Source organism: Streptomyces fructofermentans (assembly GCF_014651055.1).
GTDB classification, from domain to species: Bacteria; Actinomycetota; Actinomycetes; order Streptomycetales; family Streptomycetaceae; genus Streptomyces; species Streptomyces fructofermentans.
This window is the reverse complement of record NZ_BMWD01000003.1, coordinates 151,061-165,364: the sequence shown is the minus strand read 5'-3', so window position 1 is coordinate 165,364 and position 14,304 is coordinate 151,061. Positions and strand designations below refer to the sequence as shown.

Here is a 14,304-nt window from a genome sequence, read left to right as displayed (position 1 = left end):
GGGCACGGGAGGGCTCCGTTTCGTGCGGTCGGCCGCGCCCTCGGGGCGCGGGAGGCGTTCGGGCCCGGGCGCCCGGAGGCGGGTCGCGCGGGTCGGACCCCGCCCCGCCGCCGGACGGCACACGCGGGTCAGCGGCACACCGCCAGGGCGTCCAGGGCGACCGCCCCCTGACCCCGGGGGAGCACCATCAGCGGGTTGATGTCCAGCTCGGCGAGTTCGCCGTCGAGTTCGAGGGCCATGCGCTGCACCCGGAGCACGACCTCCACGAGGGCGTCCAGGTCGGCCGGGGGCCGGCGGCGCACACCGTCGAGGAGGGCGCGCCCGCGCAGTTCGTCGAGCATGCCGCGCGCCTGGTCCTCGCCGAACGGGGGCACCCGTACGGCCGTGTCCCGCAGCACCTCGACGAGGACTCCGCCCAGGCCGACCGTCACGGTGGGTCCGAACAGCGCGTCGTGCGTGACGCCCACGACCATCTCGACGCCGGGCTCGACCATCTGGCACACCAGGACGCCGTCCAGCCGCACGTCCTCGTAGCGGGCGATGTCGGTCAACTCCCGGTAGGTGTCCCTGACCTGGCTGGCGGAGGTGAGGCCGACCCTCACCAGGCCGAGTTCCGTCTTGTGGGCGAGCTGCGCGCCGGAGGCCTTCATCACGACGGGGTAGCCGACGAGTCCCGCCGCGCGGACGGACGCCGCCGCGCTGGTCACCAACTGCTCGCGCGGCACCCGGATCCCGTACGCGCGCAGCAGTTGCTTCGCCGCGTGCTCGCTGAGCTGCCTGCCCGGCCGCATCAGGGCCTCGGCCTTGCGGTAGGACGGCGAGGCCGTGCGCGGCGCCTCGTCGAAGGGGGAGCGGTAGCCGGCGGTGAACCGGGCGTGGTCCAGGTGGGCGCGCACCGCCGTGATGCAGTTCGCGAAGGTGCGGAACGTGGCGACCCGCGAGGAGCCGAGCAGGGTGTCGCGGTACGCGGACTCCGTGCCGAGCGGCGACCCCCAGACCACGCACACCAGTTTGTCCGTCCGCTCCGCCGCGTCCACCAGGTCCTGCGCCAGCCGGTCGCTCATCGGCGGGAAGGGGCCCGTGATGGGGCAGATCAGCACGCCGACCGAGGGGTCCGCGAGGATCGCGTCGATGATCCTGCGCCCGCGCCAGTCGCCGACCGGGTGGCCGCCGTTGTCGACGGGGTTGGCGACGTCCAGGTACTCCGGTATCCACTGGTGCAGTTCGGCCTGCTTGGCGTCCGACAGCCGGGGCAGCCGCAGCCCGGCCTCGGTCGCGAGGTCCGAGAAGTGCGCGCCCGTGCCGCCGGAGATCGAGTAGACGACGACACCGTCCGCGGCGGGGGGCCGCGCCCGGGCCAGCAGGGCCGCCGTGTCCTGGAGTTCGTCGAGTCCGTCGACGCGGATCACGCCGTACTGCCGCATCGCCGCGTCCACGACCGCGTCGGCCCCGGTGAGCTTGCCCGTGTGGGAGGCGGCCGTCCGGGCGCCGGTCTCCGTGCGGCCGACCTTGACGGCGACGACCGGCACCCCGCGCCGGGCGGCCCGGTCCGCCGCGAGCAGGAAGGACCGGCCGTCCTTCAGCCCTTCCACGTAGCAGGCGATGGCACCGACCTCGGGCCGCTCGGCGAAGTAGGAGATGAAGTCGGCGGTCTCCAGGTCGGCCTCGTTGCCGGTGGGGGCCCAGTGCGAGAGGCGTACGCCCAGTTCCTGCATGGTGAAGACCGGCCGGCCCTGGTGGCCGGACTGGGTGATCAGGGCGATGGCCGGGCCCGGCAGGTCCTCGCGGAACTCCTCGAAGGCGTTCAGGTTCGTGTTCGGCCCCAGCAGCCGCAGCCCCGAGCGCTCCACCGCGGCGGCGAGCCGGGCCTGCGCGGCGGCCCCCCGCACCCCCGTCTCGGCGAACCCCGAGGCGAACGCCACCGCGAACCTCACCTTGGACTCGGCGAGTTCCTCGACCACGGGCAGCGGGTCGGCGACCAGCAGCACGGCCAGGTCGACCTGCTCGGGGAGGTCGGCCACGGAGGCGACGCAGGGGATGCCGAAGACGGCCTCCCTGGTCGGGTGCACCGGATGGATGCGGGCGCCCACGCGTTCGGCCCAGGCGAGCAACTGCCGGGTGATGCCGGTGTTGGGCCGTCCCTCGGCGTCCGAGGCGCCGACGACGGCCACCGATTCGGGGCGGAAGAAGCGGTCCAGATCGGGGACGGTGGCGTACAGCGGCCGCCCGCTGACGTCGAGGTCGTCGGCTTCGGCGGGCCTGCCGTGCACGGCAGGAGCCGGTTGCTCACCGCAGGCGATGACGCGGGCCCGGCGGGAGTCGGTGGTGAGGGTGCCGTGGGTTGATCCAAGCATCGGTCCGCCCGCTCCTGATTGGCTGCCAATAACTGACGCACTGTCAGATTACTGAACTGACGCCGCGTCAGGAACTGGTGTGCACGCAAAGAACTCGGGGCGGGCACAGGAGTGGTACCCGCGGCGGCGCCCAGGGGAACGCCCGGACGGGGCCGCCCGTCCACCGGCGGCCCGGTGCGCCCCGTCGCCGTACCGGGACGTGCGGTGCCGTACGGCCCGATTCTCGTGCGGGCGCGTGCCGGGGGCGTGGGGTCGGGGGCGCGCAGGGGACCGGCCGGATGTGCGCGGCCGGTCCGTCGCGCCTGTGCGTGCGGGTGCGGGTCCGGTCAGCGCGGCAGGCGGGACGGGAGCCTGCGGTCCGCGTCGCGTGCCACGGCCTTCGCTATCTTCTCGGCGTCGAGGGCCAGTTCGCGGAACATGCCGCTGATGGGGTTGGTGAAACCGGTGAAGTACAGGCCCGGGGCGTCCTTCGGGGTGCGGGCGCCGTGCACGACCGGGCGTCCGCGGCCGTCCAGGACTCCGAGGTGGCCCACGACGTCCTCCAGCGCGCGCCGGTAACCGGTCGCGGCGATCACGGCGTCGGGGTCCACGCGGTCGCCGTTCGCGAGGGCGACCTTGCCGTCCTCGAAGCCGTCGACGGCGGACACGATCTCGACCCGTCCCTTGCGGACGGCGTCGACGAGTCCGACGTCCTGCACGGGGATGGCTCCCTCGGTCACCCGCGAGTAGAGGCCGGTGGCCGGCCGGGGCAGCCCCTGGGCCGACAGGTCCGGCACGCTGATCCTGGCCAGCGGGCGGGCCATCCGGTCGACGAGCCCGACCGGCAGTCGGCGGCAGGCGATGCCGGTGAACTGCGCCGCCCAGCCGGCCGTCGAACGCCGCACGATGTGCGGAGCGGTCCGCACCGACAGCCGTACGCGCGCGGCCCCGCCCTCGACGAGGTCGACGGCGATCTCGGCGCCGGTGTTGCCGACGCCGACGACGAGGACGTCCCGGCCGACGTAGGGGGCCGGGTTGCGGTACTCGCCGGCGTGCAGCAGTTCGCCCCGGTACGCCTCGCGGCCCGGCCACTCCGGCAGGCGCGGGGTGTGGTTGTACCCCGTGGCGACGACGACCGCGCTGCCGGCCAGCTCGCGGCCGCCGGTGGCGTGCAGCAGCCAGCCGCCGCCGTCGGCCGAGCGCTCCACGCGGGAGACCTCGACACCCGTGACGATCTCCAGCTCGTGGTGCTCGGCGTACTTCTCCAGGTACCGCACCACGTTGTCGCGCGAGACCCAGCGCCCGAAGGCGCGCGGCATCGGCAGTCCGGGCAGCCCGGAGAGCCGCCGCGTGGTGTGCAGGTGCAGCCGGTCGTAGTGCCCCCGCCAGGAGGCCCCGACCCGGTCGGACTTCTCGAGGACGACGGCCCGGACCCCCCGGGCGCGCAGCGCGTACGCCGCCGCGAGGCCGCCGGGGCCGCCGCCGATGACGTACACGGGGCGGTCCTGCGGCGCGGGTGCGGGCGCGGTCGCGGAAGCTGTCGGGTCGGGAGAGTCGGCCATGAGCCCGAGCGTATGCGCGCCGTCATTTGATGGGTCTCAGTCAAGCCCGGAATCGGTTGCGAATTGATCACGCCTGCAGGGGTGTCGTGTGGGCCCCGTGTCGTAGGCCGCCCGCGCGAGGGCGGTGCGCGGGTGTTCCGGGCGCGCCGCGGGCGCGGGGCATCCGCGGCGGACGGCGCGCACTCCGGCCGGCGGCGGTACGGGCCTCTTGCGCGACCGCGCCCCGTGCGCTGAACTGACGTACCGTCAGATGTGGTGCTGCGGAGGGTGTGTGAGGCCATGGACACGATCTGGCTCACCGGGGCGGAGTGGGTCGCCGTGCTCCGCATCGGCCTCGGGCTGTGGTGGCTGGAGAGCTGGCGGCACAAGGACAGGAAGGGCTGGTTCGAGCGCGGCACCGGGATCGCCTGGGCGGCGGACGTCGCGGCGAAGCACCGGTGGAGTGCCGTGCGCCGCGGCTTCGACGCCGTCGTCGCGCCGAGGCCGAGGGCGATGGCGTACGTCGTGGTGTACGCGGAACTCGCCCTGGGCCTGGGCCTCGTTTTCGGCTTCCTGACCCCGGTGGCCCTGGCCTGCGGGCTGCTGCTCAACCTGCTGTACCTCGTGCTGATGATCCACGACTGGGCCGAGCAGGGGCAGAACGCCATGATGGCGCTGATCTCCCTGGTGGCCCTGTTCGCGATGTCGTGGCAGACATGGTCCCTCGACGGCGCCCTCGGGTGGTTCTGATGGGCGGCGCGGCACCGGGCGCCCGGGCCGACCTGCCGGAGGCGGACGCGTTCACCCGTCCGTACTGGGCCGCGGCGGCCGAGGGGCACCTGCTCCTCCGGCGGTGCGGCGACTGCGGGCGCGCCCACCACTACCCGCGGGAGTTCTGCCCGCGCTGCTGGAGCGAGGACGTGGCATGGGAGCGGGCGAGCGGCCGGGCGACCCTCTACACCTGGTCCGTCGTCCACCGGAACGACCTGCCGCCCTTCGGGTCGCGGACGCCGTACACCGCGGCCGTCGTGGACCTCGCGGAGGGCCCGCGCATGATGACCGAGGTGGTGGACTGCCCGGCGGAGGCCCTGCGGGTCGGGATGGACCTGCTGGTCGCCTTCCGCCGCGTGGACCCGGACGCCCCGGACGGCCCGCAGGGCGCGGGCACCGGGAGCGACGGGCGCGGCGGCAGCGACGAGTACGCCGGACGCGGGGCGCGCGGCGGGGGCGGTGAAGGCGGGCGGCACGGGCAGGTCCCCGCCGTCCCCGTGTTCCGGCCCGCACCCTCCTGACGGCCCCGGGCCGTTCCGCAGCTTCCCGGGACCAGCCCCGGGCGGACCGGGCCGTGCGCAGCCCGGTCCCGCCGCGCCCGGCCGCCGACCGGGGAGACCCCCTGCGGCGCGTCGCGGCGGTCCGATGTTCAATGGCCCGATGAACGACCTCCACGAGTCCCGGCCCGCGCCCTTCCCCGAACTCGAGGGGCGGGGTCTGCGCCTGCGTCCGTGGGACGCCGCGGCCGCCGCGGACCTGGACGCGTGGCTGCGCGGCTACGCCGACCCGGAGTTCCAGCGGTGGAACACCCCGCTCAAACCGGTCGACGACCTGGACGCCGCCCGGGAGTCGCTGGCGGCCCGGGTGAAGGCCGGCGAGGACGGGACTGGCTTCTCCTTCCGTGTCACCGATGCCGACAGCGGCACGACGCTCGGGCACGTCGGGGTCAACGACATCGACCACGTCGTACGCGTCGCCCGCGTCGGGTACTGGACCCTGCCCGAGGCGCGCGGACGCCATGTGGCCACGCACGCGCTCGCCTTGGCCGTCCGCTGGGCCTTCGAGGAACTAGGCCTGCATCGGGTCGAGTTGGGTCATGCCCTCGGCCACGACGCGTCGTGCCGGATCGCCGAGCGGTGCGGTTTCCCGTACGAGGGAACCCTGCGGGGCGCGATGTTCGAGGCCGGGCGGCAGGACGAGTTCCGGGACGTGCACCTGCACGCGCGCCTGGCCACGGACCCCGAACCCGCCCTCCCCGCGGGGCTCTAGACGGCCGGGTCCGCGCGCGGACCCGGCCGGGACGCCGGCTACGGCCACAGCAGCCGCCGGGTCCAGGCCTCCCCGTCCCGGCGGTAGTCGAGCCGTACGTGCCGCCGGCGGGCGTCGCCCTGGAAGAACTCGACCTCGTCCGCGTCCAGTACGTACACCGTCCACGACGGCGCGGGCGCGTCCGGTTCGCGGGCGGCCCGGTCCCACGCGGCCTCGGAGGCGCGCGCCAGCTCCGGCGTGGAGTCCAGTACCTCGCTCTGGCGGCCCACCAGGGCGGACGCGAGCGCCCCGGTGGAACGCGCGTGCAGATCGGCGTGCGCGACCTCGGGCGGCGCGGTGGACACCCGGCCGCGCACCCTGACCTGGCGTCCCTGCACGGGCCAGTAGAAGCCGAGGGCCGCGTACGGGCGTTCCGCGAGCTGCCGCCCCTTGCGGCTGCCCGCGTGCGAGGCGAAGTGCCAGCCCTGCCGGTCGGCGCCGTGCAGCATCACGGTCCGCACGTCGGGCAGGCCGTCCGCGCCGGCGGTGGCCAGGGACATCGTGTGCGGTTCGGGCTGCCCGGCGGCCACCGCCTCCGCGAACCACTGCTCGAACAGCGGCAGCGGCCCGGCGGGGGCGGTGTCCGGGGCGAACGGGGGCAGCTCGGTGTCCCAGACGCGCTGGGACCTCAGCAGCCGCTCGAATTCGGGGGAGGCGTCGGCACTCATGCCCCGATTGTCACGCGGGCCGGCAACGGCCGGCCCGCCGCCCCGCGCGACCGCTCAGAGGGAACCGAGGTCGGCCGACAACCAGTGCTCGGGGCGCATCCGGACGACGACCTGCGCGCCGTGCTCCTTCCACGCGACGTCGACGTACGCGTCGACCTTGTCGGCCGGCAGGTAGCGCGCCGAGATCTCCACCAACTGCTCGCGGGTCGCGGGAACGCTCTCCAGCACCGGCCCCTCGACGGACACGTACCGGATCGTGGGTTCGAGCCGGTCGACCATCAGGGAGAACCGGCCCGCCGCCTCGATCAGCCGGTTCTTGCGCGAGTCGCGCCCGGTCATGACCCAAACGGTCCCGTCGGCCTCGTACTGGTACCAGATCGGCACCGTCAGCGGCGCGCGTCCCGCCCCGCCGTCCACCGAGAAGGCGGCGACGTGCGGTTGTGCCAGGAACTTCTCTCGCTCATCACGGGACAGGGCCATGCGGACTCCTCCGGGGGTGCGGACGGGTGCGGGCGGTGCCTGTTCACATGTTCCGGCTTCACCGGTGTCAGCGCCTCCCGCCCCGCCGTGTATTCCGGGTCGGGTACAGCGGATTCCCGACCCGCGCCCGGGTGGTGCGGGGCCTGCGGGACGCCCCGGCGCGGACCGTGCGGGCGCGGTCCCCCGGCCGGGGGTGGGGACAGCTCCACCATCGATCCGGGTGCGGGCTCTCTCGTGGGCGCACGCGGGCGGCGGCAGGCTTGGGGCAGGTCGGACAAGGGTCCGACGACCGCCCGCCGGAAGGGAATTGCCCCATGAAGCCGCAGCCCGCGCCGGAGCCGAGGACGGAGTCCGGGCCCGTGGCGCCGGGCACGGCCGCGCCGGGGCCGCTCGCCTCCTTCGTCCGGTTCGTGGTCTGCGGCGGCGGTGTCGGGGTCCTGTCCGGCGCGGCGGTGGCACTGCTGGCCGGGCTGATGCCCTGGTCCGCGGCGAACGCCCTGGTCACCGTCGCCTCGACCGCGCTGTGCACTGAGCTGCACGCGCTCTTCACCTTCGGGACCGGACGCCGTGCCGGTTGGCGGCGCCACTGGCAGTCCGCCGGCTCGGCCACCGCCGCGTACGCGGTCACCTCCCTCGCGATGCTGGCGCTGCACCTGGTGCGGTCCTCGCCGGGCGCGCTCACGGAGCAGGCCGTCTACCTCGGCGCGGCCGGGCTCGCGGGGACCGGACGGTTCCTGGTGCTGCGGATGTTCGTGTTCGCGGGCGACCGTGACGGTGCCGCCGCGACAGGGGCACGGGACCTTGCCGCCGGGCTCCCCGGCCCCGGCACCGGGACACTCCCGCGCGTCCCCGTGCCCGCCTCCCCGCGCGTCCCCGTGCTCGCCTCCGTGTGCGCGTCGCCCTCCGTGCCGGTCGGCGCGTCCCGACCGGCCCACGGACCCGGCCGGCCGCGCGGCTCCGGCCCCGCTGCGGTCCGTACGGGGCCCCGCGCGCCGGTGTCCCGGTCGCCCCGCCCGACTTCCCTCCCGCCGTCCCGCCCTGTGCTTTTCCCACCCTCCCGCCCTGTGCTTTTCCCACCCTCCCGCCCTGCGTCCCACGGCTTGGGCGGGGGTCCGGCGTGCGGGCCCGGCGGGCGCCGGCACCCCGGCGGCGCCTCCGCCGGGCGGGCGGCTCCGGCACGGCTGACGGCCGGGACGCGGGTCGCGGGGCGCCGGACGGGCCGGTGCCGCGAGGCCGGGGCGGTCCCGGACGGGCCGCGCAGGCCGTACCGCGCCGCGGTCCGTCCGCCGCACGGCCGGGTGCCCCTCGCCCCGGTCGCCCTCGCCCCGGCACCCCTCGCGACCGCCTCCGCCGGGTAAGCGGCCCGACCCTGTTTCCGACCCCGTCCCCGACTCCGTCCGGGGGGCCGGGGCGGATCGCCGTGGCGTCGCCGATGAGTTTCGGCGGGCCCTGCCGTCCAATCCGACGACACCGGGCACCGACACCATCGCGGAGGCACATCATGAGGAAGATCATCGCCGGCCTGTTCATCTCGCTCGACGGCGTCGTCGAGGCGCCCGACCAGTGGCACTTCCCGTACTTCAACGACGAGATGGGCGCCGCCGTCGGCGCGAGTCTCGGCGAGGCCGACACGATGCTGTTCGGCCGCAGGACGTACGACAGCTTCGCGGGCGCCTGGCCTGAGCGCGAGGAGGCCGGCGGCGAGGACGCGGGCTTCGCCAAGACCCTGGGCGACGCGCGGAAGATCGTCCTGTCGCACCGCAAGCTGGAGTTCACCTGGCGCAACTCCGAGCAGCTCCAGGGCGACCTCGTCGACGCCGTCACCGCCCTGAAGGACGAGGAGGGCGGCACGATCGCCCTGAGCGGCTCGGTCTCGGTGGTCCGGCAGCTCCTCGCCGCCGGACTGCTGGACGAGCTGCACCTGCTGGTGCACCCGATCGCCGTGCGCAAGGGCATGCGGCTGTTCGACGAGGGCGAGGAGCCGGTCCCGCTGAAGCTCGTCTCCTCGGAGGCGTTCACCACCGGTGTGCTCAACCTCGTGTACGGTCCGGCCGACGCGCCCGGTGACGCGGGCTACGAGGAGGCCAGGGCCCACCTGCCCGAGTCCGGGGAGTGAGGGCGCCGGTACCGGGACGGGCGCCTCCCGCGGAGCGTCCCCTCCTCGGGGTGCCGCCTCCTCGGGGTGCCCCGGCCGCCACCGGCTCCGGGGGTACCCCGCCCGTCGGCCACCACCGGCCCCGCGGGGCACCGACCGTGGGGCACCGGCCCGACGGCCACCACCGGCCACCACCGGCCCCCGGAGGCCCGCGGCTCCCGGGGTCCGCCGCTCAGCCCCGCCCGAGCACCACCGTGCCCGAGGAGCAGAACCAGCCGCCCGTCGCGGAGGCCACCGCCAGTTCGGGCAGCCCGCCGCCGGCTCTGCGCACCTGCCGTTCACCGGCCTCCCCGCGGAGCTGCCGTACCGCCTCCACCAGGAGGAACAGCCCGCGCATGCCCGGGTGATGGGCGGACAGGCCGCCTCCGTCGGTGTTCACCGGGAGTCCGCCGCCCGCCACGGTCAGCCGGTCCTTGCCCACGAACGCGCCGCCCTCGCCCTTCGCGCAGAAGCCGAGGTCCTCCAGCGTCACCAGGGTCATGTAGGTGAAGGCGTCGTAGATCTCCGCCAGGTCCACCTCGTGCGGCCGGACCCCGGCCCGCTCGAAGGCGGTGCGGCCGCTCACCGCCGCCGGCGACACCGTGAAGTCGGGCCATTCGGACATGGTGGTGTGCGAGACGTGCTCCCCGGTGCCCAGCACCCAGACGGGCCCTGTGCGGCAGTCGCGCACGTACTCCTCCGCCGCCAGCAGGACCGCGGCCCCGCCGTCCGAGCGTATGCAGCAGTGCAGCCTGGTGAACGGGTCCGCGATCATCGGGCCCGAGAGCACGTCGTCGACGGTGATCAAATCCCGGTACATGGCGTCCGGGTTGAGCGCCGCGTTCGCCCGCGCCTGCACCGCCACCGACGCCAACTGTTCGACGGTGGTGCCGTATTCGTGCATGTGGCGGCGCGCGGCCATGGCGTACTTGGCGATCAGCGTGTGACCGTACGGGACCTCGAACTGGAGGGGGCCGCGGGCGCCGAACGACAGGTCGCCCGTGCGGCGGCCCGCCCGGATGTCGGCGCGGGCGGTGGACCCGTACACCAGCAGGACCGCGTTCGCGTGTCCCGCGGCGATGGCGTCCGCCGCGTGCGCCGCCATCACCTCCCAGGTCGAGCCGCCGACGGAGGTGGAGTCGACCCAGGTGGGGCGCAGGCCGAGGTACTCGGCGACCTCGGCGGGCGCGAGCGTGCCGAGGCCCGCCGAGCCGAATCCGTCGACCACGGACCGGTCGAGGCCCGAGTCCGCGAGGGCGCGGCGGGCCGCCTGGGCGTGCAGGGCGTACGGCGTCGCCCCGTCCACCCGGCCGCAGTCGGAGAGGGAGACGCCCACGACGGCCACCCTGCGCTTCGACGGAGTCCCTGGAGTCATGAAATCTGACGGTACATCAGATACGGAGGAGTGCGGGAGGCGTCCAACCCCTGTGCATCTGCTGGTCGCCGCCCTAACATGACGGCCCGTCAGATCCGGACCGCACGGTCGGCCCGGGGGGAGGAGCCCGCCGATGGACGCCGCCTTCACCGCGGAACAGGACGAGATCCGCCGCACGCTCCGGGAACTGCTCCTCAGGCGCTGCGGCCCCCGGGAGGTGGGTGCCGCCGTGGACAGTGCGGCCGGGCACGACCCCGCGCTCTGGGAGACCCTGTCGCGACAGCTCGGCCTGCCCGGGCTCGCCCTGCCGGAGTCCCACGGAGGCGCGGGCTGCTCGGTCACCGAGAGCGCGCTGGCGGCCGAGGAGCTGGGGCGGGCCCTGGCCCCCTCGCCGTTCCTCGCGTCGGCCGTGCTGAGCGCGCCGCTGCTGCTGGCCCTGGGCACCGGGGCGCAGCGCGCCGAACTGCTGCCCCGCATCGCCTCGGGAGAGCTGACGGCCGCTCTCGCGGTGCCGGGAGCGGCTCTCGCCACCGCCCTCGGACTGAGCGGCGACAACCGGGGGGACTGGGCGGGCGGCGGCCGCGCGGGCGGTGTGCAGGCCCGCCGGGCCGACGGCGGATGGCGGCTGTACGGCGAGGTGGACCAGGTGCTCGACGGGCACAGCGCGGGACTGCTGCTCGTGGCCGCCCACACGGGAGGGTTCGCCCGGTCGCGGACCCTGCTCTTCCTCCTGCGGGACGGCGGTACCCGGACCCGGCAGACCGCCCTCGACGCGACCCGGCCGCGCGCCCGTGTCCAAGTGCGGGACGTAGCGGCGGAACTGCTGGGCGACGACGAGTCCGCCGAGGTGGCACGGGCCCTCGCGGCCGTCGGCGACTCGGCGGCCGCGGTCCTCGCCGCCGAGGCCGTCGGCGCCGCCGACCGCGTCCTGGAGCGGACCGTCGAACACGTGGGCCGGCGCGAGCAGTTCGGCCGCGCGATCGGTTCCTTCCAGGCGGTCAAGCACCGGCTGGCCGACCGCTACGTGCAGGTCCAGGCCGCGCGGTCCGCCGCGTACTACGCGGCCTGGGCCACCGCGTCCGGCGGCGGGCGCGCCGGAGGGCTGGCCCTCGCGCAGGCGCTGGAGACGCTGCGGGCCACCGCCGCCGAGGCCGTCCAGCTGCACGGCGGGATCGGCTTCACGTGGGAGCACGAGACGCATCTGTACTTCAAGCGTGCGGCGGGCGACGAGCTGCTCTTCGGGCCGGTGCACCGGCTGAGGGCCCGGGCGGCGGACACCGCGGGGCTGTTCGACGGCGGGGAGGTGGCGGTGTGACCCCCGACCGACGGGACGGGCCCGCCGGGTCCCCGCACGTCCGCAGGATTCCCGGGGCCGGACTCGTGCAGAAGGTCTCCTCGACCCGTGCGTTCGCGAAGGTCGCGCCCCATGTGGTCCCCGCGATGGACCGCGCGGTGCACCGGCTGACCCAGGGCAGGGTCCTGCTCAGCGCGCAACTGCTGCCGGGGGTCGTCCTGACCGCGACGGGCGCGCGCAGCGGTCTGCCGCGGCGCACTCCTCTCGCCTGCATGCCGGAGACGGGCGCGGGGGGCGGTGCGGCGAAGGCGCCGCCGGAGAGCTGGCTCCTCGTCGGCTCCAACTTCGGGCGCACGGACCATCCGGCCTGGACCGCCAATCTGCTGGCCCGTCCGGACGCGGAGATCAGCTGGCGGGGCGAGGACATCCCGGTCACGGCCCGGCTGCTGGAGGGTGCGGAGCGGGCCGCGGCCTGGCAGGCGCTGCTGGGCTTCTGGCCGCCGTACGCGACGTACCAGGCCCGGGTGGAGCGGGAGATCCGGCTCTTCAGGATCGTCCGACGCTGACGGGGCGGCCCCGCCCGGCCCCACCGGGCCGCGGGCGGGCGGCTCCGGGGTGCGGGCCCTCCGGGGCCGCGGGCCCTCCGGGGGACGCGGCGGGCGGCGCACCGCGGAGGGTGTGCCGCCCGCGTGACAGGACGCGCGTCCGAACGGGAGCCAGGCGTCCGGCGGTTACTTCGTGGGCTTCCTGCCCGTCACGCCGAGGTACACCAACAGCGCGAGATTGGGCTTGAGTTCGGCCTGCTTCACACCCCAGGACTGGAAGCCCTTCTGGTGCGAGGCCACGGCCGCGAGCATCGCGACGAGGGAACCGGCCATCGCCGCCGGACTGACGTCCTTGTCCACCTTGCCCTTCGCCTGGAGCTCCTTGACCGAGTCCGTGAGGGAGTTGTTCACGGAGTTCAGGATCTTCATGCGGATCTTGTAGAAGCGCTTGTCGCCCTCGGCCGCGCCCAGGTCGACGACGCGCAGGATGGCGTCGTTCCTGCGCCAGAACTCCAGGAAACCGTCGACGAGTTCCTGCGCGGTCTGCCAGCCGGCCTTGCCCACCCAGGAGCGGCCCTCGAGGAGTTCGGTCAACCCGGCGCCCTCCGCGGCCATGTGCTCGGCGATCTCCAGGACGGCGCCCTCGACGTCCGGGAAGTACTGGTAGAAGGTCGCCGGTGAAGTGCCTGCCTTCCGCGCGACGTCGATGACTTTGACGTCGCGGTAGGGCGAGGAGCTGAGCATCTCGCTGAGGCAGTCGAGCAGCTTCTGCCGCGTCGCCTGCCCGCGCCGACCGGCCACGCGGCCGTCGACGGTACGCACTTGTCCTGTCATGCCGTCAGCTTACCGAGGGGTGATCGGAGCGCGATTCGGCCGACTGCAAATGGGGTGCCCCGCGCTGGTGGGAGGGGGTGCGGCCCGCTCTGCGGGATGTGCGGAAGGCCGTTAGCTTGGCCGCATGGCCGGATCCGATGCGTCTTCCGCTTTCGTCGAGGGTGTCCCCTGCTGGGTGGACGCCCAGCTTCCGGACGTGGAGGCGGGCAAGCGCTTCTACGGTGAACTCTTCGGCTGGACCTTCGAGCCCTTCGCGCCCACCGGGGCGGCCCAGGGCCCCTACGGGGGCTCCGTGCGGGCGGACCTCGACGGGAAGCCCGTGGCCTCCCTCGCCCCCAAGCGGGACGGCCGGATGCCCACCGTGTGGACGGTCCACTTCGCCACCCCGGACGCCGCGGCACTGGTCGGCCGCGTCAGGGAGGCGGGCGGTCAGGTGATCACGGCACCCGTTCCACTGGGCGACTACGGCACGACGGCGCTCGCCACCGACCCCGAGGGCGCGGTCTTCGGGCTGTGGCAGGGCGCCGAACTCCCCGGATTCGGCGTCCGGCACGGCCGCGGCTCCTTCTGCTGGGTGGAGTTGTACGCGCGGGACACCGCCGTCGCCGACGCCTTCTACAGCACCCTCTTCCACGACGCCCTCTTCGGGCCCGGAACCACCCGGGACTTCGGCCGGGCCCATGTCTCCGACGTCTTCTTCGCGGAGATGCCGCCGCACTTCCTCGTCCACTTCGGGGTGGAGGACTGCGAGGCCGCCCTCGGCACGGTGGTGCGCCTCGGCGGCCGGGTCCAGGCGCCGCCCTTCGACACCTCGTACGGGCATGTGGCGGTCGTCACCGACAACCAGGGGGCGTCCTTCGCCCTCTTCCAGCGCTGAAATTCGCGGCGCACCCGCGCGCAAACGCGGGTCCGGGGCTCCGAAAGCCGCAGAAAAGCACCGGGTGGCGTTGAAAACCAAGGCAGGACCATCAGTTTTGCCGGGGTATGTCGAAAGACATCCCGATTCGTCACCTGGTTCGCA

The 14,304-nt window shown here is 74.7% G+C and carries 13 protein-coding genes and 1 pseudogene; 8 read left to right on the top strand and 6 right to left on the bottom strand.

All coding sequences use genetic code 11. The features are described 5' to 3' along the window. Positions 1–128: 128 nt before the first annotated feature. Both IE265_RS05665 and IE265_RS05660 read right to left on the bottom strand, forming a co-directional pair. Positions 129–2,354, bottom strand: a complete 2,226-nt coding sequence (locus IE265_RS05665) for an acetate--CoA ligase family protein (RefSeq protein WP_190034237.1) — start codon at positions 2,352–2,354, stop codon at positions 129–131. Positions 2,355–2,680: 326 nt separating this feature from the next. Continuing rightward, entirely contained in the window at positions 2,681–3,895 is a 1,215-nt protein-coding gene (locus IE265_RS05660; protein WP_190034236.1) for a flavin-containing monooxygenase, read from the bottom strand. A gap of 279 nt (positions 3,896–4,174) precedes the next feature. Between IE265_RS05660 and IE265_RS05655 the strand changes: the two genes are divergently transcribed. The 3 genes from IE265_RS05655 to IE265_RS05645 all read left to right on the top strand — a co-directional run bounded on the left by IE265_RS05655 (position 4,175) and on the right by IE265_RS05645 (position 5,914). After that, on the top strand, positions 4,175–4,624 hold the full coding sequence (locus tag IE265_RS05655; RefSeq protein ID WP_190034235.1) for a DoxX family membrane protein: 450 nt from the start codon (positions 4,175–4,177) through the stop codon (positions 4,622–4,624). Further along, the gene (locus IE265_RS05650; protein WP_190034234.1) at positions 4,624–5,166 is read left to right on the top strand and encodes a Zn-ribbon domain-containing OB-fold protein; all 543 of its coding nucleotides are present in this window, start codon (positions 4,624–4,626) and stop codon (positions 5,164–5,166) included. Before IE265_RS05655 ends, IE265_RS05650 begins: the two co-directional genes overlap by 1 nt. A gap of 139 nt (positions 5,167–5,305) precedes the next feature. After that, a complete protein-coding gene (locus IE265_RS05645) occupies positions 5,306–5,914 on the top strand; it encodes a GNAT family N-acetyltransferase (RefSeq protein WP_229916051.1) in 609 nt (202 codons plus the stop codon). 38 nt (positions 5,915–5,952) lie between these two features. Here the strand turns inward: IE265_RS05645 and IE265_RS05640 are convergent, their stop codons facing one another. After that, positions 5,953–6,621, bottom strand: a complete 669-nt coding sequence (locus tag IE265_RS05640; RefSeq protein WP_190034232.1) for a pyridoxine/pyridoxamine 5'-phosphate oxidase — start codon at positions 6,619–6,621, stop codon at positions 5,953–5,955. Positions 6,622–6,675: 54 nt separating this feature from the next. Further along, a complete protein-coding gene (locus IE265_RS05635; protein ID WP_190034231.1) occupies positions 6,676–7,101 on the bottom strand; it encodes a pyridoxamine 5'-phosphate oxidase family protein in 426 nt (141 codons plus the stop codon). Between the two features lie 314 nt (positions 7,102–7,415). Between IE265_RS05635 and IE265_RS05630 the strand changes: the two are divergent. After that, positions 7,416–7,869: pseudogene (locus IE265_RS05630) on the top strand (GtrA domain-containing protein); the annotation flags it as partial. Positions 7,870–8,602: 733 nt separating this feature from the next. Beyond that, positions 8,603–9,217: a dihydrofolate reductase family protein gene (locus tag IE265_RS05625; protein WP_190034230.1), complete on the top strand. Its 615-nt coding sequence runs from the start codon at positions 8,603–8,605 to the stop codon at positions 9,215–9,217. Between the two features lie 211 nt (positions 9,218–9,428). On the opposite strand, the gene IE265_RS05620 is transcribed toward IE265_RS05625, so the two are convergent. Next, positions 9,429–10,610, bottom strand: a complete 1,182-nt coding sequence (locus IE265_RS05620) for a thiolase C-terminal domain-containing protein (RefSeq protein ID WP_190034229.1) — start codon at positions 10,608–10,610, stop codon at positions 9,429–9,431. Between the two features lie 133 nt (positions 10,611–10,743). Between IE265_RS05620 and IE265_RS05615 the strand changes: the two genes are divergently transcribed. After that, positions 10,744–11,925 (top strand): acyl-CoA dehydrogenase family protein, encoded by a 1,182-nt coding sequence (locus IE265_RS05615; protein WP_190034228.1) that lies wholly within the window; start codon positions 10,744–10,746, stop codon positions 11,923–11,925. Positions 11,926–11,972: 47 nt separating this feature from the next. Beyond that, on the top strand, positions 11,973–12,470 hold the full coding sequence (locus IE265_RS05610; RefSeq protein WP_190034455.1) for a nitroreductase family deazaflavin-dependent oxidoreductase: 498 nt from the start codon (positions 11,973–11,975) through the stop codon (positions 12,468–12,470). Between the two features lie 165 nt (positions 12,471–12,635). Here the strand turns inward: IE265_RS05610 and IE265_RS05605 are convergent, their stop codons facing one another. Further along, positions 12,636–13,283, bottom strand: a complete 648-nt coding sequence (locus tag IE265_RS05605; RefSeq protein ID WP_190034227.1) for a TetR family transcriptional regulator — start codon at positions 13,281–13,283, stop codon at positions 12,636–12,638. Between the two features lie 124 nt (positions 13,284–13,407). Between IE265_RS05605 and kbpA the strand changes: the two genes are divergently transcribed. After that, positions 13,408–14,160 carry an AfsK-binding protein KbpA gene (gene kbpA / locus IE265_RS05600; protein WP_190034226.1) on the top strand — a complete coding sequence of 251 codons (753 nt, stop codon included), beginning with the start codon at positions 13,408–13,410 and terminating at the stop codon, positions 14,158–14,160. Positions 14,161–14,304 lie beyond the last annotated feature (144 nt).

Coding starts and splice junctions, on each gene's coding strand:
- IE265_RS05665 (WP_190034237.1), bottom strand. CDS start 2,354: ATGCTTGGATCAACCCACGGCACCCTCACCACCGACTCCCGCCGGGCC.
- IE265_RS05660 (WP_190034236.1), bottom strand. CDS start 3,895: ATGGCCGACTCTCCCGACCCGACAGCTTCCGCGACCGCGCCCGCACCC.
- IE265_RS05655 (WP_190034235.1), top strand. CDS start 4,175: ATGGACACGATCTGGCTCACCGGGGCGGAGTGGGTCGCCGTGCTCCGC.
- IE265_RS05650 (WP_190034234.1), top strand. CDS start 4,624: ATGGGCGGCGCGGCACCGGGCGCCCGGGCCGACCTGCCGGAGGCGGAC.
- IE265_RS05645 (WP_229916051.1), top strand. CDS start 5,306: ATGAACGACCTCCACGAGTCCCGGCCCGCGCCCTTCCCCGAACTCGAG.
- IE265_RS05640 (WP_190034232.1), bottom strand. CDS start 6,621: ATGAGTGCCGACGCCTCCCCCGAATTCGAGCGGCTGCTGAGGTCCCAG.
- IE265_RS05635 (WP_190034231.1), bottom strand. CDS start 7,101: ATGGCCCTGTCCCGTGATGAGCGAGAGAAGTTCCTGGCACAACCGCAC.
- IE265_RS05625 (WP_190034230.1), top strand. CDS start 8,603: ATGAGGAAGATCATCGCCGGCCTGTTCATCTCGCTCGACGGCGTCGTC.
- IE265_RS05620 (WP_190034229.1), bottom strand. CDS start 10,610: ATGACTCCAGGGACTCCGTCGAAGCGCAGGGTGGCCGTCGTGGGCGTC.
- IE265_RS05615 (WP_190034228.1), top strand. CDS start 10,744: ATGGACGCCGCCTTCACCGCGGAACAGGACGAGATCCGCCGCACGCTC.
- IE265_RS05605 (WP_190034227.1), bottom strand. CDS start 13,283: ATGACAGGACAAGTGCGTACCGTCGACGGCCGCGTGGCCGGTCGGCGC.
- kbpA (WP_190034226.1), top strand. CDS start 13,408: ATGGCCGGATCCGATGCGTCTTCCGCTTTCGTCGAGGGTGTCCCCTGC.